Raw genomic sequence first — 13,012 nt, forward strand, 5'->3', positions numbered from 1 at the left:
CAATCATCATGCAAAGAATTTCATGACCGAACGGCCTTCCGCTTTCGCGGTCGATCGCCGCGGGTTCATTCGCCTTGCGGGGACAAGCGCTGCGGGATGGCTCGCGCTCGGCGCAACATCTGATCGCATGCGGATCGTCGCCTCGCTGACGGGATTACCGCTCGACGACGAATTGACCAGAAGGAGCATGACCGACAGCCCGACCTCCCGCCTCGGCGGCCTCATCGTGGGTTTGAGGCAGCGAGGCTGGGTCGAAGGCGTCAACTTCCGCCTCGAACTCCGTTCGACTTTCGGCAGCTCCGATAGACTGAAGACCGCGGTCCAGGAATTGCTGGAGCTGAAGCCGGACGTGATCCTGACCGGCTCGACGATCGAAACCGCGGCAGTCCTGGCAGCTACCAAAACCATCCCGATCGTCTTCGCGACGGCCAACGATCCCGTCGGCAATGGCTTCGTCGAGAGCCTCGCGCATCCCGGCGGCAACGTCACCGGCTTCACCAACAGCTCCGCCGAGATGGGCGGCAAATGGCTTCAGCTCATCCGGGAGGCCGTGCCTGACGTTGCGCGCGTCGGTGTGCTGTTCAACCCGGCGACCACGCCGCGCGGCGGGCGCTTCTTCCTCGACTCCATCGAGCAAGAGGCCGCAGCATGCGGCGTCTCCGTGGTCCCCGCCCCCGTCAACGCGCCAACGGAAATTGACGAGGTCATCAGGCGCCTCTCCGAGCCGCCCAAAGCGGCGATGGTTGCGCTGGTCGACAGCTTCCTCGTGATCCACCGGCAGGCGGTCGTGGCGGCAGCGGCCAAATATCGCGTCCCCACGATCTATCCGTTCCATTATTTCATGGATGCGGGCGGGCTGATGAGCTACGGGCCGACGCTCGAAGTGCGCTCGGCCGACTATGTCGATCTGATCCTGCGCGGCACCAAGGCCGGCGATCTCCCGGTGCAATCGCCACGCAAATACGAGCTGCTGATCAACCGCACGGTCGCCCGTACGCTGGATTTGACCATACCGTTCACGCTGCTCGCACGCGCCGACGAGATTCGCGAGTGAACGAGCAGGTCGACCAGGGACATTTGCGGACGCCTCCCGGCCGGCTGTTCCGCAAATATCTCTACTCGATCGTCGCCCTCGCCTTTGCCGCGCTCGCCATCAACACCGGCTTCGACGTCTGGTTCTCCTATCGCGAGCAGAAGCAGCTCCTCGCGGCAACCCAGCGCGAGCAGGCAGCGTCTGCGGCGATTCAGATCGGCCAGTTCATCGGCCAGATCGAAAACCAGATCAGATGGCTTTCCCGCCTGCCCCCGGAGCTGTCGACGAACGAGGACGAGCGCTTGAACGCGATCCGCCTCCTGCGCCTCTCGCCTGCGATCGCGGAGATTGCCGAGCTCGACGCGCAGGGCCGCGAGCAGGTGCGCGTGTCGCGCCGTGTCGCGGACAGGGTCGGCAGCAAGATCGACCTGTCCGCTTCGCCCGCCTTCCGCGGCGCCAACGAAAGCCGGACCTATTACGGGCCGGTCTACTTCATCGGCGACACCGAGCCGTTCATGACCCTCGCCGCGCGCGGGGTCGGCCGCGGTCCCAATGTGATCGTCGCCGAGGTCAATCTGCGCTTCATCTGGGACCTCGTCGCGGGGATCAGGGTCGGCAACACCGGCAAGGCCTATGTGGTCGACCGCATGGGGCTGTTGATCGCACATCCCGATTTGTGGCCGGCGCTACGCCGCAGCGATCTTTCGGGACATGCCGACGTTCGAGCCGCACTCGATGGCGTCGGGCCGCCGTCAGGCGGCCTGGTCAAGGAAGATCTGTCCGGTCAACGCGTGCTGTCGACCTATGCGACGGTGCCCTCGCTCGGCTGGTTGGTATTCGTCGAGCTTCCGCTCACCGAAGCCTATGCGCCGATCTACGCGTCGATCGGCCGCTCGACGTTTCTCCTGGTCGCTCTGCTCGCCTGCGCGGTGCTGGTCTCGCTCTTTCTCAGCCGGCGCATGACCGTGCCGATCCAGATCCTGACACAGGGTGCGCGCCGGATCGGCAGCGGCGATCTCGGCCTGCGGCTCGCGATCAAGACCGGCGACGAGCTGGAGGCGCTCGGCGACCAGTTCAACCGGATGGCCGCGCACTTGCGCGAATCCTACGCGACGCTCGAGCGCAAGGTCATCGAGCGGACCTCCGAGCTCGAGAAGGCGCGCGACCACGCCCTCGCCGAGCATGACGCGGCCGAACGTGCGCGCAGCATTGCCGTGCAGGCCAACGAGACCAAGTCGCGCTTCCTCGCCGTCGTCAGCCACGAGCTGCGCACGCCGCTGAACGGCGTCATGGGCGTGCTGCAACTGCTGGACGACGGCAGCCTCGGCGAAGCGCAGCGACGCCATCTCGCCACCGCCGCCGCATCGGGCGAGACGCTGATCGCGCTGGTCGATGCCATCCTGGAATATGCGCGTCTGGAGGCCAGCGCCGAAACGCTGGAGACGCGCGACTTCCGTCTCGATCAGCTCATCGAGGCCGCCGCCGATCTGATGCGCCCACAGGCCTTCGGCAAGGGACTGACCTTCGATCTCGCCAGCGACGTGACGGTCAACACGTCCGTGCACGGCGATCCTGTCAGGCTCAATCGCATCCTGCTCAATTTGATCGGCAATGCCATCAAATTCACTCCGCGCGGCGGGATCGGCCTGAAGGCGTCAGCGGAGCAGCACGAGGATCACATCCTGCTGAGCATTACGGTTCGCGATACCGGCATCGGCATCGCGCCGGACATGCACGAGCGGATCTTCGAGGATTTCGTGCAGGCGGACGATAGCATCGCACGGCGGTTCGGCGGCACCGGCCTTGGCCTTGCGATCGCGCGGCGGCTGACGCGCCTGATGCGCGGCGAGCTGACGGTGGAGAGCACGCCGGGCGCAGGCAGCACGTTCGCGCTTGAAGTACCGCTCGGCCTTGCCGCGAGCGGCATCGCGCAAGGTGCGCTTCCGCCGCCGTCGCGGCGGCTTCGCGTGCTGCTGGTCGACGACGATCCGGTCAATTGCCAGGTCGGCGAAGCCATCCTGAACCGACTCGGCCATCATCCCACCATCGCCAGAAACGGCGCGTCGGCCGTCGCACTCGCCCGCGATCAGGCGTTCGACATCATCCTGATGGATCTGCACATGCCCGACATGGACGGCGTGGAGGCGGCCTCGCAGATCGGCAAGCTCGGTCTGCCGAGCATGCCGCGCATCATCGCCGTGACCGCCGACGTCTCGCGCAGCGCACGCGAGCGGCTCGCCAGTGCAGGGATCTCCAAGGTTGTCGGCAAGCCGATCCTGATCAATGCCCTGCGCGAGGCGATCGAGGACGATCCGCCGGACCAGCCGGCAGAAGTGCGGCTCGCCGCAGGCGCGTTGATCGACCGGCATTTCCTCGACGACCAGAAAGAACTGCTGGGCGCCACGCAGATCGCCAAGCTCCACCAGCTTTTGCGGCAAACGAGCCAACAACTGATCGAGGACATCGCCGAGGCTGCGGCGATCGGCGATCACCTGCAGCTGGCGCGATCCGCACACCAGCTTGGCAGCGCGGCGAGCGCGCTCGGCCTCGTTCGCCTGTTCGAACGCTGCCGCGAGGTTGAGCTGGCGGTAGCCACGATGTCCGCATCCGAATGCCACGGTGCCGCCCGCGAACTTGCCGCCCTTCAGAAAGCTTCGATGAGCGCGCTGGACGAATTGCTTCTGCCCGTCGAACAGCGTTCGGTCAGCTAGCCGCGGCGCGGCTGCGTACGCCCGCCTCATCCTCCCGTCCAAACCGCTCGACCAGAAAATCAATGAACAGCCGTACCTTCACCGACAAATGCCGCGTCGGCGGATAGACCGCATAGAGCGCGAGCGGCGGCGCCGAATAATCATCCAGCACCGTCAGCAACTCGCCCTTCCGCAAAGCGTCGGCGGCGATGAACTCCGGGAGCAGCGCGAGCCCCCTGCCCTTGATCGCGACGTCGCGCAGCACTTCGGCGTTGTTGACGCAGAGCGACCAGGTCGGCTGGATCCAGTGATCGCCATCCGCGCCGGTAAGCTTCCACTGATTGCCGGTGAGCAGGAAGCCGTAGGTCAGCGACGCATGCTCGCGCAGATCCTGCGGATGCTTTGGCGTGCCGTGCCGCGCGAGATAATCGGGCGAGGCGCAGATCATGCGCGCCACCGGCGTGATCTTGCGCGCGATCAGGCTGGAGGATTCCAGTTCGGCGATCCGCAGCGTCACGTCAAAGCCGTCCTGGACCGGATCCAGCAGATCGTCGCTCAGCACGATCTGGAGCTGAAGCTCGCCAAAGCGCGCCATGAAATCGGCGAGCACCGGCCCGAGCCGCATGGTGCCGAACGACATCGGCGCGTTGACGCGCAGCAGCCCGCGCGGCGCGGACTGGGCTTGCGCCACCGCCTGGTCCGCGGCCTCGATCTCCGAGAGGATCACGACCGCGCGCTCGAAATAACGCTGGCCGTTCTCGGTCGGGCTCGCGTGGCGGGTGGTCCGGTTCAGGAGCTGGACGCCGAGGCTCTCCTCGAGGTCGGCGATGTATTTGCTGATCGCCGACCGCGACAGCCGTAGCTGACGGCCCGCCTCGGCAAAACTGCCGCTTTCGACCACCTTCACGAAGGCCCGGAGGCTAACGACCTTATCCAAGCTGCCGCTCCAGCGATTGTTTCCAAATCGTAGACATAGACGTCATATTTGCATGGATTGTCTCCAATCCAAAGCGGAACGATATTTCCGGCCAGAGCAAGACTGCTCCCCGAATTTGGAGGACGACATGTCTGGACTGCACCACGTCACCGCGATCGCCGGCGATCCCATCAGGAATTTCGGCTTTTACATCAGGGATCTCGGCCTGCGCTTCGTCAAGAAGACGGTCAATTTCGATGATCCCGGCACCTATCACTTCTATTATGGCGACGAGACCGGCCGCCCCGGCACCATCCTGACCTTCTTCCCCTGGGCCGGCGTGCCGGCTGGGCGCCGCGGCGTCGGCGAAACCCATCAGACCGCCTTCCGCGTGCCTCAGCGTTCGCTCGGCTACTGGACGCAGCGCTTCACCGAGAAGGGCATCGCCTATGAAGCCCTGGAGAAGCGCTTCGGCGAGTCCGTGCTGCCGTTCACCGACCCCGATGGCATGGCGCTCGCGCTCGTCGGCGTTCCCGGTGCCGAGAACGAGCCCGGCTGGAGCAATGGCGACGTGCCGGCCGAGCATGCGATCCGCGGCTTCCACGGCGTGACCTTGCTGCTCGACAGCGCGGCGAAGACGGCCGCCGTCCTCACCGACGTATTCGGCTTCAAGGAGACGGGACGCGAGGGCTCGGTGATCCGCTTCAAGGCGCCGGGCGATGCCGAGGGCAGCGTCGTCGACATCTACGAGGCCAAGGGCTTCTTGCGCGGCCATCAGGGCGGCGGCTCGGTGCACCACATCGCCTTCCGTGCGGCCGATGACGCCGAGCAGGGAGCGATGGCGCAAAAGCTCGTCAGCAATCACGGCCTGCACCCGACCGAGCAGAGGGACCGCAACTACTTCCGCTCGATCTACTTCCGCGAGCCCGGCGGCGTGCTGTTCGAGATCGCGACCGATATTCCCGGCTTCGCCGTCGACGAACCCGTTGCGACGCTGGGACGCGACCTGAAGCTGCCGGCCTTCCTCGAAGCGCATCGCAAGCAGATCGAGGGTGTGTTGCCGAGCCTGGAAGAGAGCGTGTCATGACCGAGAGTGCATTCATCCATCGTTTCGAGCCCGCGCGCGACGCGGGCTCGGCCCCGCTCCTGCTGCTGCACGGCACCGGTGGCGACGAGAACGACCTGCTCGGGCTCGGCAAGATGATCTCGCCCGGTGCCGCCCTGCTCTCGCCGCGCGGCCGCGTGCTCGAGCACGGCATGCCGCGCTTCTTCCGCCGCCTTGCCGAGGGCGTGTTCGACGAGGACGATGTGCGCCGGCGTGCGCGCGAGCTCGGCGATTTCGTTGGCGAGGCGCGGCAGCGCTACGGCATCGCCGCGCCGGTTGCTGTCGGCTTCTCCAACGGCGCCAACATCGCAGCCGCGCTGTTGCTGCTGCAGCCGGGCGTGCTGGCAGGCGCGATCCTGCTGCGCGCCATGGTGCCACTGTCAGATCCGCCCAAGGCCGAGCTCGGCGGCAAGCCCGTCCTGCTCCTGTCCGGACAGGCTGATCCGATCGTGCCGGCGAGCAACTCGGCCCGGCTCGCAGCCCTACTGTCGCAAGCAGGCGCCAGCGTGACCCACAAGGTCCTGCCGGCGGGCCATCAATTGTCGCAAGCCGACGTGACGCTCGCCCGCGACTGGATCGGCAACGTCGCCGCGGAAGCGGCCTGATCCCAAAGCGGCGCACCGCCTCACCGCGGTGCGCCGCTTCGTTATATCCGAGCGACCTTCCGCCGCATCTGCGCAATCGGGCACCACCCTGCCGGAAATTTCCGCTTGCTCGTTTCCGCGCGATTTGGGACAAGGTTCCGAAATATGGAACTACCTTGGACCGACCTGCATGAGCGCCCTCACCAACGCGATCGAGATCCTGCGCTGCTTTTCCAGCGCGCGGCCGGATCTGTCGTTCGCGGACGTGATGGCGCTGACGGGCAAGCCGAAGAGCTCGACCTCGCGGCTGCTGCGCTCCTTGCGCGACTGCGGTCTGCTCGAGCAGGACCCGCACACCCGCCGCTACCGCCCCGGCCTCCTCACCTTCGAGCTCGGCCGGCTGCACCGCGCCCATGACGATCTCATCAGCATGGCCGAGCGCGAGCTGCGCGAGGTCTGCGCGCGCACCGGCCACACCGGCTACATCGCCGTGCTCGACGGCTACGAGCAGGTCGTGCTCCGGATCGTTCCGGGCTCGAATCCCCTGCGTGTCGTCAATCCGCCCGGCCAGCGCACGCCGGCGCTCGCCACCTCGAACGGCCGCGCCATGCTCGCCCGCCTCGCCGACGAGGACGTCCGCGCGCGGGTGCCTGCGACCTATCCAAAGCTGCCGCGCAACTCGCCGCAGAACTTCAAGCAGCTGATGGCGCGCCTCGACGAGATCCGCCGCACCGGCGTGTCCGAGGCGGCCGATGAATCGATCGAGGGCGTCGGCTCGCAAGGCTTTGCGCTGAAGAGCGGCGAGACCGGCGAGATGATCGGGATCGCGGTGTCCTATTCGGTGCAGGCGACCACTGCCGCCGAGCGCGCCAATGTCCGCCGTGAGCTGGCGGCGATGGCCGCAAAATTGCGGCGCATGACCGGCGATCCGCTCGACCAGGATACAGCGCGCGTTCAGACGGGGACGCGATGAGCAGCGCCACCACCCAGCGCCCCAACGGCCTTGCGCTCTTCATTCTGCCGAGCGCGCTGCTGTTCGCCCTCTTCTTCTTCCTGCCGATCGGGCTGATGGCGCTGATGAGCGTGCTCACCGGCAATCCGGTGGTGGCGCCGAAGGTCGCCTTCACCACGCGCCACTACGCCCGCATGATCGACGATCCCTTTTATCTCGAGGTGATCTGGACCACGATCTGGATCGGGCTCGTAACCACGCTGGTCGCGCTCGCGATCGGCTATCCGCTGGCGCACTGGATGGCGCGCATCAAGAGCCGCACCGGGCACGCGCTGCTGCTGATGGCGGTGCTGGCGCCGATGCTGACCGGCATCGTGGTGCGCACCTTCGCCTGGATGACGCTGCTCTCCGACAAGGGCGTCGTCAACCAGACCCTGATGTCGCTCGGCGTGATCAGCCAGCCGCTCAAGCTGATGTACACCGAGACTGGCATCGTGGTCGGTCTCGTCCACATCTACGTTCCGTTCATGGTGCTGACGCTGACCGGCGTGATCGGCCGCATCGACGAGCGGCTGGAGCAGGCCGCGGAAAATCTCGGCGCGAGCCCCTTGCGCGCCTTCCTCGAGGTGACGCTGCCCTTGAGCCTGCCCGGCATCCTCGCCGGCTCGCTGCTGGTGTTTGCGCTGGCGATCAGCGCCTATGTCACGCCAATCCTGCTCGGCGGCTTCCAGATCATGACGCTGCCGATCCTGATCTACCAGCAGATCTCGGCGAACTTCAACGTCGGCTTCGCCGCCGCGCTCGGCATCATCCTGCTGATGATCTCGCTCGGGCTCGTCGTCGCCTATAACCGCGCGCTCGGCCTCGTCTCCGGCCAGCGCGAATTGCAGTGAGGCCGACGATGCAAACCACCGCCTCGCACAGCCCATCGCTCGCCGCGGCCCGGCAGGCAGCTCCCGCGCGGACGACGGGAAGCGTCAGGCACTACGGCCGCTATCTCTATCTCGCCGGCAACATCGCGATCCTGATCTTCCTGCTGGCACCGATCGCGATCGTCGTCGTGTTCGCCCTGAACCCGACGCCGTTCATCCAGTTTCCGCCGGTCGGCGTGTCGCTGCGCTGGTTCGAGAAATTCTTCGCCTCGCGCGACTTCATGCATGCGCTCGGCTTCAGCCTCGAAGTCGCGGTCCTCACCACCATATCGGCAACGATCCTCGGCGCTTCCGCGGCGCTCGCGCTCGCGCGCGGCAATCTGCCGGGCACGCGGCTGATCGTCGCGACGATGCTCTCGCCGTTGATGCTGCCGGCGATCCTGACGGGCCTTGCACTGTTCCAGACCTACGTGCTGCTCGATGTCGGACGTCCGACCTGGGGCCTCGTTGCCGGCCATACGCTGGTGACGCTGCCTTACGTGGTGCGCACGACGCTTGCCGTGTTGCATAATTTCGACCTGCGCCTCGAGGAAGCCGCGCGCAATCTCGGCGCAAGTCCCTTGCGCACCTTCTTCGAGGTGACGCTGCCCCTGATCAAGCCGGGCGTGCTGGCGGGGGCGATCTTCGCCTTCATCGTCTCGTTCGACCAGTTTCCGGTGTCGCTATTCCTGGTCAGTCCGGGCAACGAGACGCTGCCGGTCACGCTGTTCAACTATCTCAAGTTCGATCTGGACGGCACCATCGGCGCCGCCTCGGTGGTCTCCATCGTCCTCGCCTTTGTCGTCGTCATCGGGCTCGACCGCACGGTCGGCCTGCGCTCCTACGTCAAATTGTAACCGCTCATTGCACCGAAGGAATCGAGACATGATGAAAGCTCTGGGATCCTCACGGCTCAGCCGCCGCCGCTTTCTGACCGCGAGCGCCTCGCTCGGCATCGGCACGATCGCCGCACCCTATGTCGCGCGCGCCGACGATCCGACGCTGCGCATCACCGGCTGGGGCGGCAAGTGGGGCGAGATCATGAAGGCCGAGATCGGCCCCGCCTTCGAGAGCGAGTTCAAGTGCAAGCTCCAGACCGACTCCGCCTTCCCCTATCTGCCGAAGCTCCAGGCAAGCTCGCGCTCGGCGCCGATCTACGACGTGCTGCACACCAATTCCAATGAGCAGTGGGCGGCGGCCGAGATGGGCCTGGTCGAGCCGAAGATCGATCCCAAGCTCGTCCCGAACCTTGCCGACGTCTACCCCTACGCGATCAGCGACAAGATCGTCGGCGTCTCGATCTTCACCAGCGCCATCGGCCTTGGACTTCGCACCGACAAGGGCTACGGCAACATCACCTCGTGGAAGGAGCTGTGGGACGCGAAATACAACGGCGTCCGCGGCGGCTACGTCATTCCCGTCAACAGCCTCGGCCAGGCCTTCCTGATGATGTGCGGTACCCTGTTCGGCAAGGGCCAGACCGATCTCGACGCGGCCTATGCCGCGCTGGAGAAGCTCAAGCCGATCAAGATCGTCGATTTCACCGGCGCGATGGAGAAGATGCTGCTGTCCGGCGAAGTCGGCCTCTGCGTCATCCACGATTCCGGCATCTACCGCTATGACGGCCAGAACCAGCCGACCGATTTCGTCTCGCCGAGCGAAGGCGTCTTGTCGCTCGAGCAGGTCCTGACCATCACGCCCGGCAGCAAGATGAAGGAGCTTGCCAACGCCTACGTGAACTACATGCTGCGCCCGGAGGTGCAGAAGCGCCTTGCGGAGACCGTGTGGTATTCCCCGGCCAACAGACGCGTGAAGCTCGACGCCAAGTATGACGCCAAGCTGCTCACCACGCCCGAGAAGGTCTCGAAGCTGATCCAGGTCGACTGGAAGTGGTACAACGAGCGCAAGGACGAGATCGACCAGCGCGTCAACCGGATCTTCCGCGCATGAGCGCATCGATCGAAATCGCCGGCGTCAGCAAGGTCTATGACGGCGGCGTGCGCGCGGTGGACGCGGTCGCGATGGACATCAGGCAGGGCGAGTTCTTCTCCCTGCTCGGCCCGTCCGGCTGCGGCAAGACCACGACGCTGCGCATGATTGCCGGCTTCGAGACGCCGAGCGCCGGCGCGATCCGCGTCGACGGCGCCGACATCACCCATGTGCCCGCGCACAAGCGCGACATGGGCATGGTGTTCCAGAACTACGCGCTGTTCCCGCATCGCACCGTCGCCGAGAACGTCGCCTTCGGCCTGCGCATGCGCGGGCTCGACAAGGCGAGCATCGCAGCCAAGGTGAAGGCGGCGCTCGCCATGGTCGAGCTGTCCGGCCTCGAGGACCGCCGCCCAGCCCAGCTCTCCGGCGGCCAGCAGCAGCGCGTCGCGCTTGCCCGCGCCATCGTGATCGCACCGCGCGTCCTGCTCTGCGACGAGCCGCTCGGCGCGCTGGACAAGAAACTGCGCCAGCAGATGCAATTCGAGCTCAAGCAGCTCCAGAAGAAGCTCGGCCTGACCCTGGTCTTCGTCACCCACGACCAGGAGGAGGCCCTCGCAATGTCCGACCGCATCGCCGTGATGAACGGCGGCCGTGTCGAGCAGGTCGGCACGCCGACCGAGATCTACAACCAGCCCACGACGCGCTTTGTCGCCGACTTCATCGGCGACACCAACATCTTTCGTGGCGAGCGCACCATGACGAGCGCGGGCGGCCCGGCGCTCGACGCCGGCAAAGGCCTGATCCTGGCGCTGCCGTCCTCCGAAGCGCAGGGCACCGGCGTTCTCTCGGTCGCTCTGCGCCCCGAAAAGATTCGCCTCATCCCGCGCACTGACGCCACCGCAGCCGGCAGCTCCGCCCACGGCATCGTCGAGAACACCAACTTCCTCGGCGGCGCGGTGCTCTACCGGATCACGCTCGAGGGCGGCCATCGTGTCCTCGTGCAACAGCCCAATGCAGGCACGAGCCGCCTGTTCGTTCCCGGCAACGGTGTCACGCTCCACTGGACGCCGGCCGATCTCGTCGTCTTGAAGGACTAGCCATGAACATGCCATTGAAGCACCAGCGCATCGGGGTGGTCGTGATCGGCCAGAGCCCGCGTCCCACCGTCGCCTCCGAGATCGCCGCCGTGCTGTCGCCGGGCATCGAGATCGAGCTGCGCGGCGCGCTCGACGGCATGAGCCGCGCCGAGATCGACGCCATCCCGCCGATGGACGGCTACGACACGCTGTTCACGCTGCTGCCAAACGGCGACGGCGTCACCATCAGCAAGAAGGAAGTCGAGCGCCGCGCGAGCCAGCAGATCACCCGCTTCAAGCACGAGGGCGTCGGCGTGACGCTGATGGCCTGCACCGGCAAGTTTCCCAACCTCGCGGCGGATGGCCTCGTCATCCTGCCCTCGGCCATCCTGCACAATCTCGTCGAGGCCGTGCTGCCGAAAGGCCGGCTCGGCGTGTTCTCGCCGCTGCCCGAGCAGACCGTACTGATCGACAAGAAATGGCAGTGCGACGGCGTCGAGGTCGTCGGCATCACGCTGCGACCCGGTTCGAGCGACGCCGTCGTCGACGAAGCCGCACGCACGATGGCGGACCTCGAGCCCGATCTCGTGGTGATGGATTGCATCAGCTACACCAGCGCCAACAAGGCGCGCGTGCGCACGGCCTATCCGGGTCCCGTGATCCTCGGCATTGCCGCCGCGGCCCGCATCGTCGAGGAACTGGTGTCGTGAGCAAGGTGGAATTGAAGACGATCAGCCTCGAGGAGATCGAGGCGCTCGCGGTCGGCGCCTGGATTCTCGGCACCGGCGGCGGCGGCAGCCCTTATCTCGGCCTGCTCAATCTGCGCCGACTCTACGCCGAAGGCCATCGTGTGCAGTTGATGTCGCCGCTCGATCTCGACGACGAGGACTGGGTCGCGGTGGTCTCCAACATGGGCGCGCCGCTGGTCGGACAGGAGCGCCTCGCGGACAGCCGCAACATCGCGCGCGCCGTGCGGATGCAGGAAGAGATCAATGGCATCAAGTTCCGCGCCGTGATGTCGGTCGAGATCGGCGGCGGCAACGGCGTGCAGGCGCTGATGGCGGCCGCGCATCTCGGCATTCCCGTGGTCGACGCCGACTGCATGGGCCGCGCCTTCCCCGAGGCGCAGATGACCTCGGTCGCGATCGGGGACCTGCGTCCCTATCCCTGCACCCTCCACGATCCCCGCGGCATCGAGGCCGTCGTCACCAAGGTGCCGAGCTGGAAGTGGATGGAGCGGGCGAGCCGCAAGATCTGCGTCGAGATGGGCTCGATCGCCTCCACCAGCAAGGCGCCGCGCACCGGACGCGAGGTGAAGGACTGGGGCATCCACTTCACGACCACCAAGGCGATCCGCATCGGTCGCGCCGTGCAGGAGGCAAATCGTCGTCACGAGGATCCGATCGCCGCGCTGCTTTCGACCGAAGGCGGCAAGAAACTCTTCACCGGCAAGATCGTCGACGTCGCCCGGCGCACGACGGAAGGATTCTTGCGCGGTTCGGCCATGGTCGACGGCAGCGACGCGGATCGCGGCACAAAGCTAACACTCTCGTTCCAGAACGAATGGATCGTGGCCTGGCGCGGCGAGGAAGCGATCGCGACATCGCCCGATCTGATCTGCGTGCTCGACAGCGTCAACGGCCACGGCGTCGGCACCGAAACGGTGCGCTATGGCCAGCGCGTCACCGTCGTGGCGCTGCCGGCGCCGGCCGTGCTGACGAGTCCCCGGGGTCTCGAATTCGTCGGCCCGCGCGCCTTCGGCTACGACCTCGACTACCGTTCCCTCTTCGCGCCCGCTGAGGCAGGAGCTTAA

The 13,012-nt window shown here is 66.3% G+C and carries 12 protein-coding genes; 11 read left to right on the top strand and 1 reads right to left on the bottom strand.

Annotated elements, in window-relative coordinates:
* Positions 1 to 22 precede the first annotated feature (22 nt).
* Both ACFLEY_RS30135 and ACFLEY_RS30140 read left to right on the top strand, forming a co-directional pair.
* Complete coding sequence (locus ACFLEY_RS30135; protein WP_060913005.1) at positions 23 to 1,054, top strand: ABC transporter substrate-binding protein; 1,032 nt, start codon at positions 23 to 25, stop codon at positions 1,052 to 1,054.
* Positions 1,051 to 3,744, top strand: coding sequence for a hybrid sensor histidine kinase/response regulator (locus ACFLEY_RS30140; protein ID WP_211433306.1), 2,694 nt, complete (start codon positions 1,051 to 1,053; stop codon positions 3,742 to 3,744). The genes ACFLEY_RS30135 and ACFLEY_RS30140 overlap by 4 nt, the downstream gene beginning before the upstream one ends.
* Here the strand turns inward: ACFLEY_RS30140 and ACFLEY_RS30145 are convergent.
* Positions 3,737 to 4,660: a LysR family transcriptional regulator gene (locus tag ACFLEY_RS30145; protein ID WP_060911278.1), complete on the bottom strand. Its 924-nt coding sequence runs from the start codon at positions 4,658 to 4,660 to the stop codon at positions 3,737 to 3,739. The genes ACFLEY_RS30140 and ACFLEY_RS30145 overlap by 8 nt on opposite strands.
* Positions 4,661 to 4,787: 127 nt before the next feature.
* Between ACFLEY_RS30145 and ACFLEY_RS30150 the strand changes: the two genes are divergently transcribed.
* From ACFLEY_RS30150 to ACFLEY_RS30190, 9 genes are all read left to right on the top strand, one after another.
* Entirely contained in the window at positions 4,788 to 5,726 is a 939-nt protein-coding gene (locus ACFLEY_RS30150) for a ring-cleaving dioxygenase (protein ID WP_211433305.1), read from the top strand.
* Positions 5,723 to 6,349 carry an alpha/beta hydrolase gene (locus tag ACFLEY_RS30155; protein WP_060911277.1) on the top strand — a complete coding sequence of 209 codons (627 nt, stop codon included), beginning with the start codon at positions 5,723 to 5,725 and terminating at the stop codon, positions 6,347 to 6,349. Before ACFLEY_RS30150 ends, ACFLEY_RS30155 begins: the two co-directional genes overlap by 4 nt.
* 169 nt (positions 6,350 to 6,518) lie before the next feature.
* Positions 6,519 to 7,301, top strand: coding sequence for an IclR family transcriptional regulator (locus ACFLEY_RS30160; RefSeq protein ID WP_011086029.1), 783 nt, complete (start codon positions 6,519 to 6,521; stop codon positions 7,299 to 7,301).
* Complete coding sequence (locus ACFLEY_RS30165) at positions 7,298 to 8,173, top strand: ABC transporter permease (RefSeq protein WP_060911276.1); 876 nt, start codon at positions 7,298 to 7,300, stop codon at positions 8,171 to 8,173. The genes ACFLEY_RS30160 and ACFLEY_RS30165 overlap by 4 nt, the downstream gene beginning before the upstream one ends.
* 8 nt (positions 8,174 to 8,181) lie before the next feature.
* Entirely contained in the window at positions 8,182 to 9,048 is an 867-nt protein-coding gene (locus ACFLEY_RS30170) for an ABC transporter permease (RefSeq protein WP_060911275.1), read from the top strand.
* Between the two features lie 28 nt (positions 9,049 to 9,076).
* Positions 9,077 to 10,141 (top strand): ABC transporter substrate-binding protein, encoded by a 1,065-nt coding sequence (locus ACFLEY_RS30175; protein ID WP_060911274.1) that lies wholly within the window; start codon positions 9,077 to 9,079, stop codon positions 10,139 to 10,141.
* Positions 10,138 to 11,220 carry an ABC transporter ATP-binding protein gene (locus ACFLEY_RS30180; RefSeq protein WP_060911273.1) on the top strand — a complete coding sequence of 361 codons (1,083 nt, stop codon included), beginning with the start codon at positions 10,138 to 10,140 and terminating at the stop codon, positions 11,218 to 11,220. The genes ACFLEY_RS30175 and ACFLEY_RS30180 overlap by 4 nt, the downstream gene beginning before the upstream one ends.
* A gap of 2 nt (positions 11,221 to 11,222) precedes the next feature.
* On the top strand, positions 11,223 to 11,909 hold the full coding sequence (locus tag ACFLEY_RS30185) for an AroM family protein (protein WP_060911272.1): 687 nt from the start codon (positions 11,223 to 11,225) through the stop codon (positions 11,907 to 11,909).
* The gene (locus ACFLEY_RS30190) at positions 11,906 to 13,012 is read left to right on the top strand and encodes a DUF917 domain-containing protein (protein WP_060911271.1); all 1,107 of its coding nucleotides are present in this window, start codon (positions 11,906 to 11,908) and stop codon (positions 13,010 to 13,012) included. Before ACFLEY_RS30185 ends, ACFLEY_RS30190 begins: the two co-directional genes overlap by 4 nt.

The organism is Bradyrhizobium sp. YCK136 (genome assembly GCF_044570075.1).
GTDB lineage: Bacteria > Pseudomonadota > Alphaproteobacteria > Rhizobiales > Xanthobacteraceae > Bradyrhizobium > Bradyrhizobium diazoefficiens.